The 18404-nt window shown below is 64.6% G+C and carries 20 protein-coding genes; 8 read left to right on the plus strand and 12 right to left on the minus strand.

The window, feature by feature from the left end; all coding sequences use genetic code 11:
* Positions 1-7: 7 nt before the first annotated feature.
* Positions 8-664, plus strand: coding sequence for a TetR/AcrR family transcriptional regulator (locus DVT68_RS03425; protein ID WP_158543449.1), 657 nt, complete (start codon positions 8-10; stop codon positions 662-664).
* Positions 665-746: 82 nt separating this feature from the next.
* On the opposite strand, the gene DVT68_RS03430 is transcribed toward DVT68_RS03425, so the two are convergent.
* Together DVT68_RS03430 and DVT68_RS03435 are read right to left on the minus strand one after the other, a co-directional pair.
* A complete protein-coding gene (locus DVT68_RS03430; RefSeq protein WP_114823625.1) occupies positions 747-3056 on the minus strand; it encodes a transferrin receptor-like dimerization domain-containing protein in 2310 nt (769 codons plus the stop codon).
* Between the two features lie 288 nt (positions 3057-3344).
* Positions 3345-4781: an alkaline phosphatase family protein gene (locus tag DVT68_RS03435; RefSeq protein WP_114823626.1), complete on the minus strand. Its 1437-nt coding sequence runs from the start codon at positions 4779-4781 to the stop codon at positions 3345-3347.
* Between the two features lie 207 nt (positions 4782-4988).
* On the opposite strand from DVT68_RS03435, the gene DVT68_RS03440 reads away from it, so the two are divergent.
* Both DVT68_RS03440 and DVT68_RS03445 read left to right on the plus strand, forming a co-directional pair.
* Positions 4989-5609 (plus strand): hypothetical protein, encoded by a 621-nt coding sequence (locus tag DVT68_RS03440; protein ID WP_114823627.1) that lies wholly within the window; start codon positions 4989-4991, stop codon positions 5607-5609.
* 109 nt (positions 5610-5718) lie between these two features.
* A complete protein-coding gene (locus DVT68_RS03445) occupies positions 5719-6426 on the plus strand; it encodes a DUF899 family protein (protein WP_114823628.1) in 708 nt (235 codons plus the stop codon).
* Positions 6427-6479: 53 nt separating this feature from the next.
* Here the strand turns inward: DVT68_RS03445 and DVT68_RS03450 are convergent, their stop codons facing one another.
* Complete coding sequence (locus tag DVT68_RS03450) at positions 6480-6887, minus strand: VOC family protein (protein ID WP_114823629.1); 408 nt, start codon at positions 6885-6887, stop codon at positions 6480-6482.
* A 271-nt stretch (positions 6888-7158) separates the two neighbouring features.
* Between DVT68_RS03450 and DVT68_RS03455 the strand changes: the two genes are divergently transcribed.
* Positions 7159-8001 carry a class I SAM-dependent methyltransferase gene (locus DVT68_RS03455; RefSeq protein ID WP_114823630.1) on the plus strand — a complete coding sequence of 281 codons (843 nt, stop codon included), beginning with the start codon at positions 7159-7161 and terminating at the stop codon, positions 7999-8001.
* A gap of 37 nt (positions 8002-8038) precedes the next feature.
* On the plus strand, positions 8039-8410 hold the full coding sequence (locus DVT68_RS03460; RefSeq protein ID WP_233523325.1) for a hypothetical protein: 372 nt from the start codon (positions 8039-8041) through the stop codon (positions 8408-8410).
* A 109-nt stretch (positions 8411-8519) separates the two neighbouring features.
* Here DVT68_RS03460 and DVT68_RS03465 read toward each other — a convergent pair whose 3' ends face one another.
* The 4 genes from DVT68_RS03465 to DVT68_RS03480 all read right to left on the minus strand — a co-directional run bounded on the left by DVT68_RS03465 (position 8520) and on the right by DVT68_RS03480 (position 11859).
* Positions 8520-8867: a DUF805 domain-containing protein gene (locus DVT68_RS03465; protein ID WP_114823631.1), complete on the minus strand. Its 348-nt coding sequence runs from the start codon at positions 8865-8867 to the stop codon at positions 8520-8522.
* A gap of 425 nt (positions 8868-9292) precedes the next feature.
* Positions 9293-9838 (minus strand): hypothetical protein, encoded by a 546-nt coding sequence (locus tag DVT68_RS03470; protein WP_233523326.1) that lies wholly within the window; start codon positions 9836-9838, stop codon positions 9293-9295.
* A 377-nt stretch (positions 9839-10215) separates the two neighbouring features.
* Entirely contained in the window at positions 10216-11049 is an 834-nt protein-coding gene (locus DVT68_RS03475; RefSeq protein ID WP_114823633.1) for a transporter family protein, read from the minus strand.
* A gap of 72 nt (positions 11050-11121) precedes the next feature.
* Positions 11122-11859 carry a hypothetical protein gene (locus DVT68_RS03480; RefSeq protein ID WP_114823634.1) on the minus strand — a complete coding sequence of 246 codons (738 nt, stop codon included), beginning with the start codon at positions 11857-11859 and terminating at the stop codon, positions 11122-11124.
* A 517-nt stretch (positions 11860-12376) separates the two neighbouring features.
* On the opposite strand from DVT68_RS03480, the gene DVT68_RS20635 reads away from it, so the two are divergent.
* Positions 12377-12532: a hypothetical protein gene (locus DVT68_RS20635; protein ID WP_233523327.1), complete on the plus strand. Its 156-nt coding sequence runs from the start codon at positions 12377-12379 to the stop codon at positions 12530-12532.
* 317 nt (positions 12533-12849) lie between these two features.
* Positions 12850-14139, plus strand: coding sequence for an MFS transporter (locus DVT68_RS03490; protein WP_114823636.1), 1290 nt, complete (start codon positions 12850-12852; stop codon positions 14137-14139).
* Positions 14140-14201: 62 nt separating this feature from the next.
* Here DVT68_RS03490 and DVT68_RS03495 read toward each other — a convergent pair whose 3' ends face one another.
* The 3 genes from DVT68_RS03495 to DVT68_RS03505 all read right to left on the minus strand — a co-directional run bounded on the left by DVT68_RS03495 (position 14202) and on the right by DVT68_RS03505 (position 15855).
* Complete coding sequence (locus DVT68_RS03495) at positions 14202-14711, minus strand: molybdopterin-binding protein (protein ID WP_147281660.1); 510 nt, start codon at positions 14709-14711, stop codon at positions 14202-14204.
* A gap of 122 nt (positions 14712-14833) precedes the next feature.
* Positions 14834-15187, minus strand: coding sequence for a UBP-type zinc finger domain-containing protein (locus tag DVT68_RS03500; RefSeq protein WP_114823638.1), 354 nt, complete (start codon positions 15185-15187; stop codon positions 14834-14836).
* Positions 15188-15255: 68 nt separating this feature from the next.
* Positions 15256-15855, minus strand: coding sequence for a GFA family protein (locus tag DVT68_RS03505; RefSeq protein WP_325050403.1), 600 nt, complete (start codon positions 15853-15855; stop codon positions 15256-15258).
* Between the two features lie 124 nt (positions 15856-15979).
* On the opposite strand from DVT68_RS03505, the gene DVT68_RS03510 reads away from it, so the two are divergent.
* Positions 15980-16387 (plus strand): hypothetical protein, encoded by a 408-nt coding sequence (locus tag DVT68_RS03510; RefSeq protein WP_114823640.1) that lies wholly within the window; start codon positions 15980-15982, stop codon positions 16385-16387.
* 191 nt (positions 16388-16578) lie between these two features.
* Here DVT68_RS03510 and DVT68_RS03515 read toward each other — a convergent pair whose 3' ends face one another.
* Positions 16579-17691, minus strand: a complete 1113-nt coding sequence (locus DVT68_RS03515; RefSeq protein WP_114823641.1) for a glycosyltransferase family 4 protein — start codon at positions 17689-17691, stop codon at positions 16579-16581.
* Positions 17688-18395, minus strand: a complete 708-nt coding sequence (locus DVT68_RS03520) for a polysaccharide deacetylase family protein (RefSeq protein WP_114823642.1) — start codon at positions 18393-18395, stop codon at positions 17688-17690. The genes DVT68_RS03515 and DVT68_RS03520 overlap by 4 nt, the downstream gene beginning before the upstream one ends.
* Between the last annotated feature and the right edge of the window lie 9 nt (positions 18396-18404).

Below are 18404 nucleotides of genomic sequence, written 5' to 3' on the forward strand. Positions count from 1 at the left end.
CCGCTCGATGACCAGGAAATCCCTCGCTCCCCGCCAGGCGCGCAGCCGCGAATCGGAACAGAAGCTGCTCAAAGCGGCCATGGAGGTGCTTGGGCGCTACGGGCTCGACGCCACCACGATTCCGCGCATCGCCGAACACGCCGGATTGACCCCGGGGGCGGTGTATCGACGCTTTCCGGACAAGAACGCTCTGCTGGAAACCGTGATCCTGACCATTCTCGAGAATCAGGACGTGCACATTCGCCGCGTGCTCACACCGGCAATGACGCGCGAACACACCCTGCCTGAACTCATCGAGCAGATCATCTCCGCGACGCTGGCTTCGTATCGGGCCAACTCAGGCCTGTTGATGGGGCTGCGTCAGTTCGTGCAGGGCAGCGACCACCTCGCCTTCAAGAACAAGGCGGTCAAGCTGGAAAAGCAGTCGTACACGTATGTGCTCGACGTGTTGCTGGCGTACCGCGACGACATCCCTCATCCGGATCCGTCCCTGGCGCTGTCCTTCGCCTTCGCGACGCTCACGGGAACACTCATCGAGTTCTTCCTGATCGACGAAAACATGAAGAACTGGCGAGCGCTCATTCCCGATGACGACAAGGTGCTGCTTCGCGAGCTCAAGCGCTCGTTTCTCGGATACCTGATGTACCAGCCGCAGGAGGCTTGAGCTTCCTGCGGCCGGACTCTCGCCCCGACCTCCATACCAGCGCTTGCCGGCATGAAGGTCGGATGGATGCGAGACCTGCGACTTACGAGGTCTTCTTCAGCAACGCCGTCAGCTGGTCCAGCTGCGCGCGATAGTGATCCAGCACTTTGGCGGTGACAGTCGCGTACTGGTTGGCCTCGTCCCAGCGACGTCCTTCCAGCGCCTCACGCACGCCCGGCACGGTCTTCACCTCGTAACCGGTCAACATGCCGGGGGCGTAGATCATGTGCTGGAACCACGGACGCCCCGGCAGTCCACTGCGATCGGACAGCGCCTGCTCCATCTGCGCCATCAGCGCATTGACTTGGCGCCGCTGCGCTTCCGGCAGGTTGAAGCCCGCCGCAGCGCGTGCGTTGTAGGCCGCCTCATAAGCGTTGGCGCTCTGCTTGAGCGCCGCAGCCGCCTGGTCGAGTGGCGCCAGCTTGATCTCCGCGACGTCCGAATCGCGAGCGGGCCCCGCCACCGGACGGGTCGGGTCGACCGTGAGCGCATACGCGCGCTGGTCCAGCAGCTTGTGCTGTTGCTCGGTGTCCTTGCGGGTCGAGTCGACCAGCTTGTGCAACTGGTCGACGTAGCGATCCAGCGTGTCGCTGAAGTCGCTGAAGCGCATCGGCACCACGCTGGCGTCGGCCGTGCGCAGCACGATATGACCGGCCACCTTGGAGAGCGCGACGCCGTACTCGAAAGTCGGATCGCCGAAGCGCGCGTAGTGATCGAACGAATCGTAGGCAGAATGGTAGATGCCGTCGTTGTCTTCCTCGCCGCCGAAGCCGAGGTCCAGCGAGGCGATGCCCAGGTGCTCCAGAAAGGCGCTGAAGTCCGAGCCCGAACCCAGCGCGCCGATCGGCACATCGCCGCCCTTCTGCGCCAGCTCGGCCTCCTCCTTCACGCTGGCCTTGGCGTCCTTGTCGGCGCCATCCACCAGCATGCGCGCGCGCATGCGTTCCAGCACGCTGGCCTTGGTTTCCGGATCAGCCACGCCAGCCGCCACCTGGTTGACCAGGTGTTGCAGCGAATGGCTGCCGCCGGCATTGAGGTAACCGCGGCCGTTGGTATCGGAATTGAGGTACAGCACGGCCTTCTGCTGCAGCTCCTTGCCGTGCGTCTCGGCCCACTCGGTCGAACCCAACAGGCCCGGCTCCTCGCCGTCCCAACTGGCGTAGACCAGCGTGCGCTGCGGGCGCCAGCCCTGCTTGTACAGCGTGCCGATGGCCTTGGCTTCCGCCAGCAAGGCCACGTTGCCGGCGAGCGGATCCCAGGCGCCGAACACCCAGCCATCGTGGTGATTGCCGCGCACGATCCACTGGTCGGGCTCGGTCGAACCCTTCAGGGTCGCGATCACGTCGTACACCGGCTTCTGGCCCCAGTCCGACTGCACGGTCAGATGTACCGGCGCGTTGCTCGGGCCGACGTGATAGGTCAGCGGCAGCGCGCCGCGCCACTGCGGCGGCGCCACGTCGCCAGTGAGCGACTTCAGCAGCGGCGTGGCGTCGGCATAGGAGATCGGCAACACCGGGATCTTCAGGATGGTCTTGGCGTCCTTCAACGCCAGACGCTTGGCGCCCGGCGTGGAGCCGATGCCAGGCGTCAGCGGATCGCCGGGATATTGCTGCATGTCGGCCACCGAGCCGCGCTGCACACCGTCGGCCGGACGCCAGCCGCCTTGCGGATACGTGTCGCCTTCGCTGTAGCCATCGTCGCGCGGATCGGAATAGATCAGGCAACCCACGGCGCCGTGCTGCTGCGCCAGCTTGGGCTTGAGCCCGCGCCAGCCACCGCCGTAACGGGTGATGACGATCTTGCCGCGCACGTCGATGCCGCGGCGCTCCAGCTCCTTGTAGTCGTCGGGCATGCCGTAGTTGACGTAAACCAGCGGCGCAGTGACGTCGCCGTCGCCGCCGTACACGTTGTAGGGCGGCAGCACGTCCTTGGTGATGCCGGAGGTGGCGTCGCCATCGACGGCCGGCTCGCTCAGCTTCGCCGTGAACGGATGCGCGCCCTGCAGCTCCAGCGCCACCTTCTTCGGGGTCGGATAGAGCACCTCGAAGGTCTCGATGTGCGCATCCCAGCCCCATTCGCGGAATTTGGCCAGCATGAACTCGGCATTGGCCTTGTCGTGCGGCGAGCCAACCTGGTTGGGCTCGGACGACATCTGCTTGAGCCATTCGCGCTGATCGGCGGGATCCAGCAAGGCATCGAAGCGCTTTTCCAGGCTCGACTGGGCGGAGGCTCCCTGCGGCGTGAAGCCGAGCATGCCGTCGCTGGAAGGCGTGCTGTCGCCCATCGCCATGGCGCTGCCCACCGAAGCCAGCAGGCAGGCCGCCAACAGCGGCCGGATCGTCAATCGGGTCATGCGGTATGTCTCCCCAAGAATCTTGCAATGAATGGCCGGGCGTCGTGCCGAACAACAACCGTGACGACCGTCATTCCCGCATGGGCGCACAACCAGCGACATCCGCCGCCGCGCAACCACGCAGTCCCCACTGGCGCGGAAACGACGGTCGGGGGTCTGGATCCCTGACACGGCAGTTATAGCAAGCGCCCGACGGGCGCCGCCTAGGACAGAGGTCATGGATCACCACGCGGGAGGCCCTTGGGGAAAGGATTCGAAAATCCTTTCGCCCCGCGATGAATGTTGGCGCTATCGGCGCGACGCCTTCCACGCGGCCAGCCGTTCGGCGATGTAGCGCGTGTGGTCCTGCTCGGTCCTGAGCGGAGGCAGCTCATGATGCGTACCGCCCTTCTGGTCCGGGACCGGAAGGCGCGAGACCAGTTCGGCGTAGACCTGCTGCAGATGGGATGGCTGCCCTGCGGCTGGATTGGCGCCCTTGGAGGTAGGAACCACCACGCCAGCAAGCGGATCGTCGGTGCGCGGCTTGGACAGGCTCAAGGCCGCGGACACGTCCGGCGCCGCGGCATCCCGCGCGTTCAACGGCGGCAGGTTCCAGCGCAACTCCACCGTGCGCAGGATCGAGGTGTGGTCGAACGGCGCGCCACTGGCGGGCGCCCGCAGCACGGCTCCTGCCGGAATCAGCGGCGACACCAGCACGGTCGGCACGCGCGGCCCGAAGCGCCTGAAGTCGAAGCCGTACTCTCCGGCCGAGCTGTCCGGCGGGATCGCGCCCGTCGGCGGCGGCACGTGGTCGTAGCAGCCACCGTGCTCGTCGTAGGTGATGATCAGCAGCGTCTGGTTCCACGCCGGCCCATTGCGCAAGGCGACATACACGTCGTGGATCAGCTGCTCGCCCAGGGCCACGTCGTAGTTGGGATGCTGGCTGTTGCCGCTGGAGCCCCAGCTCGGTTCGAGAAAGCTGTAGGAGGCCAGCGTGCCCTTGGCCGCCGCGGCCTGAAAGTCCGCGAAGTGGCCGAACTGGCTGTCGGGCGCGTTGACCAGGTCCGGAAAATTCATCCGCGTGAGCGGATCGGCGTCGTAGCCGTAGATCATCCACGACACGCCGGCCTTGCCGAGCGCGCCATAGATGGTGGCCGCGGTGTACGACTTGGTCGCGTCGTCCATGTGTCCCTGCGAGGTCGCCGCATGCACGAACGCGCGGTTGGGCAAGGTCTCGGTGGGCGCCGAGCCGTACCAGTGGTCGACCACCGCAAATCCGCGCGCCAGCGCCGACAGCACCGGCAACGTGGTGGGCGTGTGCATGGCCATGATGTCCGCGGCGACCGTGCCCGGCAGGATCGACCACTTCTGCTTGGCCTCCCACACCAGCGTGTCGGCGAAATTGCTCACGAAACCCTGATTGGTCGCCACGGGCGGCGTCGGCGCGGTGCTGCTGCCGAACAGCTGGGCGTTGGTCGCCGCATAGCCTTCGCCGGGATCGGCGCCGGGCAGGAAATAGGTGCTGGCGGCGCCCGAGGCGATCCGGCTCACCGTGACAGGTGGCGCGCCTGCGACGCCCGGGTTCGATTCCTTGCCGGTGAGTCCTTCAAAGGGTTGCCCGGTAGGCGAGAGATTGCCGCTGTCGGCATACAGGAAGCCGAGCATGTGATCGAACGAGCGGTTCTCCAGCATCAGCACGGCGATATGGTTGATCGCCGCGAGTGAATTGGCGTGCGCCTTGCTCATCGGTGCCAGTCCTCGGTGGGGGCCGGCACGATTCCATCACGCGAGGGTGTCCGCGACGTGACCCTCCGGCGGGGCTGCTTTCGAGCTTGCCGCATCGGAGCACTGAAGTTTGAGACGCTGCCGCCGATAAGCCCATAGTGCCCAAATCGGGCGCGCCGCCGTCACATTCATGAACGACGACGGGTCTTGCCGCCTCGTGGAATCGACATGCTGCAATCGCCGCCGAACATCGCCTATCTCAAAGCCGCCTGGGCTGCTTTCGCGGGCATCAGCGGGGCCAATGCCCAGCAGAGCTACGAGGCGGCGGGGCTGAGCTTTTCGCGCATCAACCACTCCACCCTGGTCAGGAAGAACGACATCCAGGTATCCACCATGCCGCTGCACTACACGCGGCACGACCTGCGCGTGGGATTCCTGGGGCGCATCGAGAACGAGGTCCGCAAGGTGGTGGCGCAGATGGAGCCGATCCTGCTGCGCGAGCTGAATGTCCCCGAGGGCCACGAGCTGGTGGTCGACCTGGAGGACTGCCTGCGCCAGCTGCGCCGCAAGGGCAACCGCTCGTTGTCCATCATGGTGAGGCCCGAGCGGTCCGCCGAGCTGGACGCGACGGTGAGCGTGGACATGCGCGTGTTCCTCGATTCGCCCCGCGCCTGCCTGTTCATTTGCCTGGCCGACGCGGCCTCGCAACGCCAGTTCGACCTGCTGGCCGCGGCGCCCAAGCGCGTGCGCGTGCCGCGCGCGGACAGCTACGCCGACCTTGCCCAGCAGTTGGCCGCCTCGGTCAACGCGGCGCTCACGCTGGACTACGCCAACCAGCTGGCCGCCTGACCCTCCCCCTTGTCGATTTCCCGTGTGTCGATTCGTCGTCCTCGATGACGACGTCTTCAACGCGCCCGCTCCATGATCGACAGGAGCGCCACCACGGAGGTGATCGACCATGACAGCCCAGCCATTCGTACCCGCCGCCGAACTCGTGCGTCGCAACGGCGTGCGTTTTCCCCATGAAAGCGACGCCTACCGCCACGCTCGCGACGCTCTGCTGGCCGAGGAGATCGAACTGCGCCGGCATATCGAGCGCGTGGCCGAACAGCGCCGCGCCCTACCCCCGGGTCCCGAGGTGAGCGGCGACTACCGCTTCATGGGCGAGCACGGCCCGATGGATCTGGCCGGCCTGTTTGGCGACAAGCAGACCCTGGTGACCTACAGCTACATGTTCGGCCCGCAGCGCGAACGCCCCTGCCCCATGTGCACCTCCCTGCTCAGCTCGTGGGACGGCGAAGCGCAGGACATCGAGCAGCGCGTGGCGCTGGCCGTCATCGCCCGCTCGCCGATTGAGCGGCTGCTGGCGTTCAAGCATGAGCGCGGTTGGCGTCACCTCAAGCTGTATTCGGACGTGAACGGCGATTTCAGCCGCGACTATCGCGCCATCGGCGACAACGGCGGCGACGAACCGGCCTTCAACGTCTTCCACCGACAAAACGGCGTCATCCGCCTGTTCTGGGCCGGCGAGATGGGCGGCGCCACGTCGGATCCGGGCCAGGACCCGCGCGGCGCTCCCGACCTGATGCCGTTGTGGACCGTGCTGGATTGTGTGCCGGAGGGACGCGGCGCGGACTGGTATCCACGGCTCGACTACACCAACTGAGCGCCACGAACGCGCGCGTTGCGCGGGTCGCCCTGCGCGGCCCTCGCGCCCACTCAGTCCATCGACTTCAGGCAGTTGACCATCCAGCCCTTGCCGAAGCGGTCGGTGAGCAGCCCGAAGCGATGGGCCCAGAAGGTTTCGCCGATCGGCATCTGCACGCTGCCGCCATCGGCAAGCGCATTGAACACGCGCTCCGCCTCGGCCGGCGTCTTGACATCGATATTCACCACGCCGCCCTCGGTGTCCGACTGCGGCGGGCCATCGGCGCCCACCAAGATGCCGTTGGCCGATTCCAGCTGCGAATGCATCACGCGGCCATGCGTATCCGGCGGCATGTCCTTGGCCATCGGTGACTCGCCATAGGTCATGCGCATGGTGACCCTGCCGTTGAAGGCCTTGGCGTAGAAGTCGAACGCCTGTTGGCAGTCGCCGTTGAAGTTGAGGTAGGGAATGAACCGCATGGGGATCTCCCGAGTCAGGGATGGCGCCCAGTTCCGGCGCGCGCAGGCCGCCGAGGCCGGCATCCCGTGCCTTCGGCATGCCGCAGGCGCTGGAGCCCGGCCCAGCCGGAATGACGGCCGACCAGGCCGCCGCAAAGGTCACGCGCCGCGAGCATTCCACGGGACGTGTGACATGGAGGCGATGAAACGTCCTGCGCCGAATCCCTCCTACCGGCTCACGCGGCGTGATTTGGGCGTACCCTTGTGGGATCGCCGCCAGGAGGGTTGAACCATGTTCCACCGCACCTGCAAGCCGCTGTTCCTGCTCCCCGCTCTGCTGCTATGCGCCGCCGTCGCCCAGGCCGCCAACACCACACCCCCACCCGCGAAGGAAATCTCCTTGCAGGACGCCGTCGCCGGCAGCTGGCGCTCGGACGCCAACAAGGCGCGTGACGTCTACCGGCACCCCGTGGAAACACTGCAATTCTTCGGCATCCAGCCAGGCATGACGGTGATCGAGCTTTCGCCCGGCGGCGGCTGGTACACCGAGATTCTTGCGCCCTATCTGGCCGCGCACGGGCAGCTGATCGAAGCGTCGTCGCCCAAGGCGGAAAAATTCACCGCCAAGCTGAAAGCCAATCCGGAGGTGTTCGGGCACATCGTCAAGGTCATTCCTTTCGCGCCGCCGGATCAGGTCAATCTCGGACCACCGAACTCCGCAGACATGGTGCTGACGTTCCGCAACACCCATGACTGGCTGATCCACAGTCCGGAAACACTCGACGCGGTGTTCAAGGCGTCGTACGACGTGCTCAAGCCCGGTGGCGTACTCGGCATCGAGGAGCATCGGGCCAAGCCGTTCTCCGATGCGCGCGTCACCGCCGGCGCGTTGCACCGCATCTCCGAGGACTACATGATCTCCCAGGCCATGAAGGCCGGCTTCCAGCTTGGCGACGTGTCCGAGATCAACGCCAACCCGAATGACCCGGAAGACATCAACGTCCATCGCTTGCCCCCCGACCTGTCTGGCCCGGAGGACGAGCACGCGAAGATGAAAACCATCGGCGAATCCGATCGCATGACGTTGAAGTTCGTGAAGGTCGTCGCCTCGCCTGCAGTGACGGGGCATCCGTGACGTTCAAGGCCGCACATAAGCAGACCGGAGTAGCTGCATGCTGATGTCCAGGAAGACACGATGGCTATGCGTGCTTCTCTTGCTGATGTTCTCGAGCGCTTGTGCATTCCAGGAGCAGGCCGATGCCAAGTTCGGCGATCAGCACTTCAAGACGGCCATCGCGCTGATCGAGTTGTACAAGATCAGGCATGGCAGCTATCCGGATACACTGGACGACCTCACGTTCACTGGCGTCTGGGATGCGATCGCCCTGAACTCGGTCCATTACAAGCGGCTTGGCGAGGGATACCAGCTGGACATCTCGCGCGGCTGGGTTGGAAAACCCGCGTTGTCCTATCCGTCCGATTTCTGGAAGGGCCTCGGCATCATCGCTTCCAACGTCGGTGGCGCGCCACATTCGGCGCCTTGACCTGAGCCTTCAGGCCCGGTTACACAAGCGGTTGAAATCCCCTCAAAAAAAAACATCGCCGGCAGAAGCCGGCGATGCCTTCAATAGACCGCGCGCGCCGATACCGACTTCAAGCCGGCTCGGCGACCAGCTTGGGATCATAGCCAAACCGGTTGTCGCCTTGCGTGCCTTCCATGCAGGCAAATACCAGGTTGACGATGGGGCAAATGATCCACCAGCCGCTGTGGTCGGTGTCATGCATGCGGCGCACACCCACGGCGAGACTGGGGATGAACAGCGCCAACTGGTAAAGGCTGACCAGGACACTGCCCTTTCCGGACGGGCTGATCACCGTCGCCACGATCGTGAGGCCCATGATGATGAGGCAGTTGATCAAGGTGAACATCCAATACTCCTTGCGCCGGGCGCGACCACCGAACTCGGCGTACTGCTTCAGTACCGACAGATACCATTCCATGCCATTTGTCCCCTGTAGATGGTTGCCTTCGACCGCACGCTTGCGGTCGTGGCCTCGGCAGTATGCCGAGCCTCAATTTTCCGGCGCAAGCGATCGAGCCGTTTGAGGACCCCGCGTGAGCATTCGCAAGGTCGACGCAAGTGGTCGCGGACGCAAGCTGAGGTGTCTTTGACCCGGCCTGGGTACACTTGCCCGGCTCAGGTTCTGACACGATGTTCGATGTCACGGCAACGCCCATTTGCGAGCGCACCCGATTCAGGTGCTGACCCTCGCCTTGCCTGGCGCCACTACTTCGCCGTGGGCTCGAACCGACCGCAAAGGCGATATCTGGACGTACGACGACAGCATGAACGATGCACAGCGAATCTTTCCGCCACGCGCAATGCATGCCGCAACACTCATGGCCATGCGCCACGAACCGCCTGTCAGTGGAATTCCGCGCGGCGTGCCGCATTTTCGGCCAGACGGCTCGCCATATCCGCGGGCAAGGGCCCGATGAATATCGCCCTGAGCCGTTCACGGCCGATGAGGCGCGCCAGCTCGGCGAACACGCAGTAGTTGCCGATCAGCGTCAGCAGCAGGATCTGGATGGCCCAAAATCGCGGCCACACCATTTGAGTCAGCAACGCATGGTTGGCGGCAGCGAGGCTCGGGGCGTCCTTCCAGAACTCGTACAGCCGCTCCGCGTAGTGGATCAACAGGGCCACCGCGCTGTAGACGACGGTTTTCCAGCCCGCATTCCAGATCAGCGGTTTTTCCGGGAACCGGTTGATGAAAGGCAGCATGTTGGCGATCAGCACGGACTTGCCGAGGATCAATGCGGCAATGGTGACCGACGCCGTCGTGGGCAACGCTACGCCGGTGCCGCGCACCATCAACGCGCGAATCAAGGCGATGATGTGCAGGATCACGAAGAAGAAGATCGTGGGCGGCAGCATCTCGAGGAATTCATGCTTGATCTTGTCGATCACACGATTCACGTGAACCTCCCGCCGAGGCTGGTGTTCGCTGATTGGCTGAATTGCCGTCACGGCCCGCTGTGCGGGGATGCCATCCGGTGCACGGATGACCACCCCGGCGGACGCCGGCCATCGGCTTGACTGCGTAGAGGCTGCCTCTTGCGGGAGATGCATTCCAGCGTAGTTCTACTTAGTGCAGCCCGCTTTTTTTAGACTGGAACGCAAAGTGACGCGTGCACCATGGATGCGAAATGTGCCCTGCGGAGGCCACGCATTCTCGCGCCATGCATTGCGCGGAAGTTGCCATTGGCCAGTGAGCCCACGGCGACACCATGGGCTTAACGAAGGCGCGTGCAGGCGGCACTACACGCCACCTGCACACACGGCGCTCAGAACGCGTACACCACCGTGGCGCCAATGCCCCAGTCCGGGCTACCGTCGGTAAAGCCCTTGGTGACATACGCCTGCGCCTTCCAGGCGCTGGTGAACTTGTGGGAGTAGTAACCCGTCAATTCGTTGCGCGCGAAGCTGGTGCTCGAGGCCCTCTCGCGATAATCGTAATAGGCGCCGAAACTGTTGTGGGCATCCAGCTTGTAGCTGGCGCCGGCGTTCGCCGTCCAGACATCGTTGAGGCGGATGTATTGGGAGCTGCCAAGCCAGGTGTAACCGACGCCGCCAAACGCGGTCCACGCGCCGAATCCCTTGTAGAGATCGACATTGAAACTGTAGTCGTTCTGGCCCGTACCCAGGCCTTCATCCGCATTCGCCGTACCGAACTTGACCTTGCCGGTCAGATCGATGCCGAAGTTGGCGGCCTGGTTGTGGTAGACCTCGTAGGTCGCCGCCGCAGTAATGTCGCCAAGGCCCGAGGCGGACCCGGTGGTCGGTGTCCGGGGCGGTGTCACTGCGGCCGAGCTGTTCTTGCCGTGGCCACGCTTCTTCGGATTGGTGTTGGTCACTGGACCCACGCCTGGGATCACATTGTCAGCGCCCGTCACGTGGATGTAAGGCACGTCGAGCTTGAACGTCCAGTCGCCCGTTTCATAACCCAGCGTCAGCGGTACCTGGGTGATATCCGTCGTGGTCGACGTGCCGTACTTGCCTGAGGTGTAGTCGATGCCGGCGCCAACCTTGACGGTGGAGGCTTCATCCGCATGAGCCGACTGCGCCAGCAGGCCGAGCATACCCAGCGCGCACAGCGCGCCCGCATTCTTGGTGTTCATCAAGTCTTCCTTAGTACAGACAAAAAGCAGGAGGCCGCAGGGGCCTCCTGATAAGTGACACCTGAGCAGGTGTCAGCGACCGGCGCGTTCGGGCTTGTCCGGCCGCTCGGGTTTGTCGGGGCGATCGACCTTGTCCGGGTGATCCGGCTTGTCGACGTGCTGGGCGTCGGCCACGCTCTCGGACTTGTCGGCTTTATCGGCTTTATCAGCCTTGTCGTTCTTGTCGACCTTGTCGGTCTTCGCGACCTTGTCGTCGTGGTCGATGTCCTTGTGGTCCGGCAGTGGGCCACGCGCATGCGCCTCGTGCTCGACGGCGCCGAGTTTCAGGCCCAGCGCCTTCGCGACGCTGCCCCAGCCGTCCCCCTTTGCGCGCAAGGCGAGCACGCCAGGCATTTGCACGGAACCGCTCGAAGTCGTCACCGCGCCGCCATTCAGCGCAGCCGCAATTTGTGCAGTGGTGGGTTGAGTGATGCCAGCCTTGGCAAGATCGGCTTCGGCGAGGGCCAGCGCGAGGTTCACATTGCCATAGCCCATCTTGCCCGTGTAGGGCGTCAAAGTTGTCTGCACCGCAGGTGTCGTGGCGGTGGCAGGCGTCACCAGCACGATCGCCGTCCCGTTATGCAGCCCATCCACCAACGCCTGCGCGTTGGCGGAGGAGCCGGCGAACGTGGCGTACGCATTGGCCAGCTTGCTACCCTCGGCGCCATCCGTGCTCGATGGTGATGTGTCGGCGGCCCACGCATCGGCGGCGCCAACGGCGATGCCGGCAACGGCAGCAAGCAGCGAGATTGCGAGAAGATGTCTTTTCATGAGTGGCCCCGGGCAAGGATGATGTGCACGTACTTTCCTTCCGAGGCGCCCAAGCATGGTCATCAGATGAACTCCGCATCTGCCGCGGGCCGGGTAATTCGACCCCGCCATGGCCTCGGTGAAAGATCCTGTCGAAACCGGAGCTGCAAGAAAAGATGATTTCGACATCGGTTAAGCAAACGATGCGTCTGCTTTCAGTGACTGTTTATTCAGACGTCCATTTCGTGAGGCGCATCGCAAAAGCAGCGTCTTTTTCTGACGTGTAACTGACGCCAAAAAACCAAGACTGAACGAGAATTTTGCTGCATCGCGCCGTATACGTTCGTTCATCGTGCAGGCCACTGGTTGTGCGATGGTGACTCGGCCGTCGCCGCATCCACCGCGCCGGCCTCAGTCATTCTCCGGGAGTACCGCCATGCGCCAGCTCATTCCTCTCGCACTCGCTGCGTCACTCTTCGCCATGCCGCTCATGGCTGCGCCTCAGGCGCACGGTCACGGCGGAGGCGCAGCGCCAAGCATGCATATGAACAATGACGTGCATGGCGATGCCGTGTCTCATGCGGCGGCAACCGCCCGTACCAACGATACGAAGGTGGGCCCGTCCGTGCGCGATGTCGCCCGCGACAAATCCCACGGCAAGGGACTCACCAAGACCAACGGCAAGGGCCACTGAGCGACGAACACCAGCTCGCCTCGAATGTCACGATGCCGCGAACATCCGCCTCGCTGATTTGAACATGGGGATGCCCTCTCGTGGTCACGAAGGGCATCCCCATGCATCGCATCCACTCGCTTCAATGGAGATATCTCCCTCAAATCATCAAAGCGAGCACCTCGCCTGCGCCCCACTTTCAGCGCGCCATCTGCTCACCTGCGCCGGTCGTCATGTCGTCCGCAGCCTCCGATCGGCGCACCAGCTATCGCACTGACCACGATCACCCGCTATAACTGCGAGGGGTGACTTGCACCGACTCTCGCTGGGGAGCATCGATGGCAGCAGCCAGGCGGCTGGACCAACCCAGACTTTCGCGCACCTCGATGACCATCGCGGCGTTGTCCACCATCGCCGAATGGTATGACTTCACGCTGTACCTGTACTTCGCCACCGTGCTGTCCCGCGTCTTCTTTGGCGGTGGCGAGAGGTCATTGCTCGCCGCGCTTGCCGGATTCGCCATCTCCTATGGCATGCGGCCACTGGGCGCCATCGTGTTCGGGCACATCGGTGACCGGCTCGGGCGGCGTCATACGATGCTGCTGTCCATGGGTTTCATGACGCTGGCCATGCTGGTCACCGCGATGTTGCCCGCCTACGCGCGCATCGGGCCTTCGGCGGGCGTGCTGCTGCTGGCGCTTCGCTGCCTGATGACCTTTTCCGTGGGGGGCGAGTACACCAGCGTGGTGGCATACCTGCTGGAAGGCGCACACGACCATCGTCGTGGCCTGGTCACGTCGTTCGCGTCAGCCGCCAGCGAAATCGGCGCGCTTCTGGCGGTGGCGGTGTCGGCTCTTACCGTGAGCCTGATGAGCACGAGCAGCCTGGATGCGTGGGGCTGGCGCATACCGTTCTTCATCGGTGCGGCGCTGGCCGCCGGCATCTGGGTCGCGCGCTCAACCATGCAGGAATCGCCGGACTTTGAACGACAGAAGAGCAATGGAACGGTGCCGGTGGCGCCGCTGCGGCACGCGCTCGCCCACCACCGGCGTGCGCTATGGCGAACTTTCGCCATTTCCGCACTGGGTTCGATTACCTACTACGTCGGCATCACCTACGTCCCGGCCTTTCTGCATTCCACGGGAACACTGGGCGAGAGGAATGCGCTCGGGCTGTCGACCGTGGCGGCGGCGGCGGTGATCGTGGTGACTCCCCTGGCCGGTAGCTTGTCCGATCGCGTGGGCCGCAAGCCGGTGCTCGCCGTCCTCGCGCTGGCATGCACGATCCTGCCCCTGGCGATGTTCGGGCTGATGGCGCGCGGCTCTCATGTGCAGATCATGCTCGCGGCCATTGTGCTGGCTTGCGTCGCGGGCGGTGTCAGCGCCGTGGGGGCGCCGGCCACCGCCGAGCAGTTCCCCGGCGAAGGGCGCCTGAGCGGGCTGGCCCTGGGCGCGACCATGGCCACTGCCGTGTTTGGCGGCGCGACGCCATTCCTGGCCGAGCTGCTGATCAGGCTGACGGGATGGCCGGCAGCGCCAGGCGCGATGATCGCAGTGATCGCCATCGCCGTGTTGCCGGTGCTGGTGACGATGCCGGAGACGCATCCGGCGCTGCGCCGTCAGACCTGATCATCTGCCGGATCCGGCCGTGGTCACCGTTTGGACTTCCATACGGCTCATCTTGAAATCGATCAGGAGCCCGAAGCGTCCATGACCTCAATGGTGGTGACATGGCGGAGCCAGCGGTCGGCGCGCTTGTCCTTGGGCACGATAAGCCGGAACGAGACATCCTCGGCGAGCGGCTTGCCGTCCCTCCTGTCGGCCAGGATCACCTGGAGGTTGCCGAAATCAGGGTCGAGTTCGGCCGCGCTGAATACCACCTGGTCGCCATTCGCGGCAGTGACCCGAACCAGTCGCGCCAGCGCACGACCCGCCAGCGCATCGCCGGAGGCCACGCAGGCGCGACGCACAATGTCTTCCAATGCCACGCCTTGCCATGTGCCCGCCTGCTCACCCGCCGCGGCGGCGGTGACCGAGGCCTGTGGCATGGATGCCAGCGCCGCCTGATCGAATACATCGGAGGGTTTGCCATCCACCATCAGTCTTACGGTTGGATGGCCGACCTGGGCCACGGCCGGGCTTGCCGCATACGCCGACCAGAGCAGGCACCCAAGCAAGCCGGCGACACATCGAAGACGCATGGACCGGACCTCCGTCGGCCTAAGACATGGGCGGCCATCCCCAGCGACGATCACCTTGTGTTGACCGTTGCGCCCATCCAGCTTACGCCGACCACATGTGCCTTCAACGTGGCGGCGTTGTTCTATTCATGCAGTAGCGTCTGCCAACGTCGAGGGACCCTGCCCTCTGGACCCGGTGCCGGCTGATCCAACGGGTGGCATTGCGGTGGGCGCAACGACGGCCCGTCAAAGAACGCGCCGGTCCGGTAGTCGTAGAACCAGGGTTCGTCAGGCTCGAAATTGCTGATCACCGGATGCCCGGTGGCATGGAAGTGCTTGCTTGCGTGCTGGTTCGGCGAACTGTCGCAACAACCGATATGCCCGCATTGCGCGCATCGGCGCAAGTGAAACCACCACTCGCCGCTACGCAGACATTCGACACATCCCGTTCCACTCGGCTCGGCATCAAGATTGATGCCCGTGACCGTGACACCCATGGCTGCGCTCCCGGTTGGCCCCCATCGACATCAAGCGTGCATACCGGAACCTGGCGACCCGCGGGCCGCTAGGCCGGATCTGTATCGTAGCGCGCCATGGCGGCCGGCAAGTTCACCCATGCGTGCCGGCGGTGTTCATAGACGGAGACCCGTGGCGGAGGGAACGTCGGGTCCGCGAAAGCCCCGACCGCCACCGAAACCCTCGAGTCCTCTCCCTCCTCCGTGTGGAAGACCGTGCTGCCGCACACGGGACAGAAGCGGAAGCGAAACTGCGACCCGTGGTCGCCCGTGCGAACGAACTCGGTCGCCGTCCCCACCACGGCGTAGGGCGCGGAGAAGGACGCGAGCGCCGCAAACACGCTGCCGGTGCGTTGCTGGCAAGCCAGGCAATGGCAGATCCCAATCCCCAAAGGCTCGCCCTGGACTTCAATGCGCAACTGCCCGCAGTAACACGATGCCGTTTTTCCAGACATGGAGCACCTCGGAAGGGACGTGGGTAAGACTGCGTTATCTGAAAACAGACACCGCGCCGGGGGAAAGTTCACTTCACTCTGATGGCGAGCGCCCTGGTCGCGAGGACCTGTCCACGTTTGCATTTGCCTGTCGTGCCGCAGCGGCAAGCCGATCGGGTCGCCATGAAAATGGAACCGCCCCCGTGGGGACAGCATCGGCCTGCCTGCGACCCGTCAGTCGCCACGGCAATCACCGCGGATGACATGGCGACTGGGCAGGCGCAAGATCGCAGCCGCGAGAGCATGTTGCACGGCAGATCATCAACCCGGGGTCCTGGTCATGAAAACGATCGCCTTCGTGTTTGCCTTGTGCATGCTAACGGTAGGCCTGGTCGGCGTGCTGTCACCGCCCTTGTTGCTGCCCATCGCCCGGCTGAGCATTGAATCCGGCGCCTTCCTGGTGCTCGCTGCCATCCGGCTTGGCTTCGGCCTGCTGTTGATCGAGGTGGCGTCGCGCTCGCGCATGCCAAGGACGGTCCGTACCATCGGCATCCTGATCGCGGCCTTGGGCGTGGTCACGGCGCTGACGGCGTTCCTGGCGATGGACCATGCACGAGCGCTGATCGTCCAGTGGACGCAAGCGGGTGACGGCATCATGAGGCTCACCGGTGTGGGGCTCACCGTATTCGGCGGCTTCCTGGTTTATTGCCTTGCACCGGCGCGCGCGCCGGGAAGCACGTCTTCGTAGGGATGGTGGCGCGACGGGCAGCCACGCATGCTGCGAAGCCGATCGCCATTTTCGATCACTGAAGCAACCGCACACGACCATCGCAGGCGACTCGCGTAACCCTGGCTTCCTTCAGGCCAGACTCCCGCCAACGTCACAGGCGCGGAGGGCGATGTCTCATGACGCCGCATGCACTGAGGGCGCCGTGCTTGTCAGGTTGCGGCGTGGCCCAAATGGTGCACCGGGATGGCCCCAAAGCGCAGCAGGCGTTCGAAGTCCTTGGCCACCGCCGCGTTGCCGAAATTCTCGATGACATAGGAGCGCGCCGCCAAGCCCATCGCACGGCAACGTGGCTCATCGCACATGTCGAGGATGCGGTCGCGCCACGCCGGGACGTTGCCGGGCTCGATGAGGAAACCAGTCACGCCGTCCAGCATGGTTTCCGGCACACCGCCAATGTCGCTGCCCAGCACCGGCACGCCACAGGCCGCCGCCTCGATGGACACGCGCCCGAAGGTTTCCGGCTCGATCGAGGGAAAGGCAAGGAAAGTAAACGCCGGGTGGAAACGTGAGGTGTCGGCGACCCAACCGGTGAAGTGATGACGATCCTCGAAACCGCTGCGTGCGGCGATTTCGTGCAACCGTCCCTCCTCGTGCCCGTCGCCGACCCAAAGCACGTGCAGCCGAGGCTCGCGAGCCATGGCCTGGTTCGCGGCCTGCATCAGTTGGAAGACTCCCTTGCCACCGTGCATGCGACCGACGTAACCGAGCACGATGTCATCCTCGCCAATGCCGAACTCGCGTCGCACTTGCGCGCGCCGCTGCGGATCAGGCTGGTACTGCACCGTATCGACCGGGTTGTAGGAGATCCACACGTGCTCGGAGGGCACGCCCCAGCGCAGATAAGCGCCCCGCGCGTACTCGGAAACGGCGATGAAACGCTGCGCCAGGCGCGGCACGCCATATTCGGACAACTTGCTCATGCGTGGATTGCGATGCCGGAACAACGCCACCGGCGTATTCGTGAGGCGGCCGCAGGCGATGAGCGGCCAGTATTCCTTGCCGAAATTGCCGACCAGCCAGTCCGGCGACTGCCGGCTGATCTCTCCCAGCACCGCGGCGTATCCCCGCACGTCGAACGCGTTGCGGAAGATGCTGTAGCGAACGGGCAACCCCGCCGCTTCAAAGCCCTCGCCGATCAGGCCCTTGCGGGGAACAATGCCGGAGACCTGATGGCCCGCTTCCGCCATCGCCTTGGCCAGGGCGACGAAATGGGTCGCTGCCCCGGTGTTTTCGGGATTGGTGCCGACGAACAGCAGTTTCATGAGCGTTGGTCTTCGTAGCCGGTGAGGAGCTTGGCCGCCACCTGTGGCAACACGTGGTGCCGCGCCACCTGGATGCGTGGCAGGCGCCACAGGTTGATGTCCGGCCCGGTCTGCGCGCGTCCGCGTTGGGTCGTGGTGGCGGCCGCGTAGCCCGCCTTGCGCGCCACTTCGACAGCGCGTGCATCGTGATCACCGTACGGATAGCAGAACTGGGTGACCGGCACGCCGAGACGATCTTCCAGTTCCTCCTTGCTGCCCTGGATCTCATCCTGCTGCTGCTGATCGTCGCACTGGCTCAGGCGAACGTGCGTGCGCGTGTGCGCGCCCACTTCCATGCCCGCGTCGTGCCAGGAGCGCAGTTGCTCCACCGACATCAGCGGCTTGCGCACGCCGAGCTTGTCGGCGTCCCAGACGTTGTATTGGCCGATGCGTCCGCTGACGACGTAGCAGGTCGCGGTGAATCCATAGCGACGCAATGCAGCCAGCGCCGACTCGACATTGTCGACATAGCCATCGTCCAGCGTGATCACCGCCACGCGCCCCTGCTTCTCGCCTCGCAGGTAAGGCATCGCGTCGGACATCGACACGCCTCGGTACCCCAATACGCGCAGCAACCCCATCTGCCTGGCGAAAGCGCCCGGAGACACATAGAGACTGCGGTAGACCGCGGCGTCTTTCGGTGCGCGGGCGACGTTGTGGTACATGAGGATGGG

Origin of the sequence: Dyella solisilvae, assembly GCF_003351225.1 — a bacterium.
GTDB classification, from domain to species: domain Bacteria; phylum Pseudomonadota; class Gammaproteobacteria; order Xanthomonadales; family Rhodanobacteraceae; genus Dyella; species Dyella solisilvae.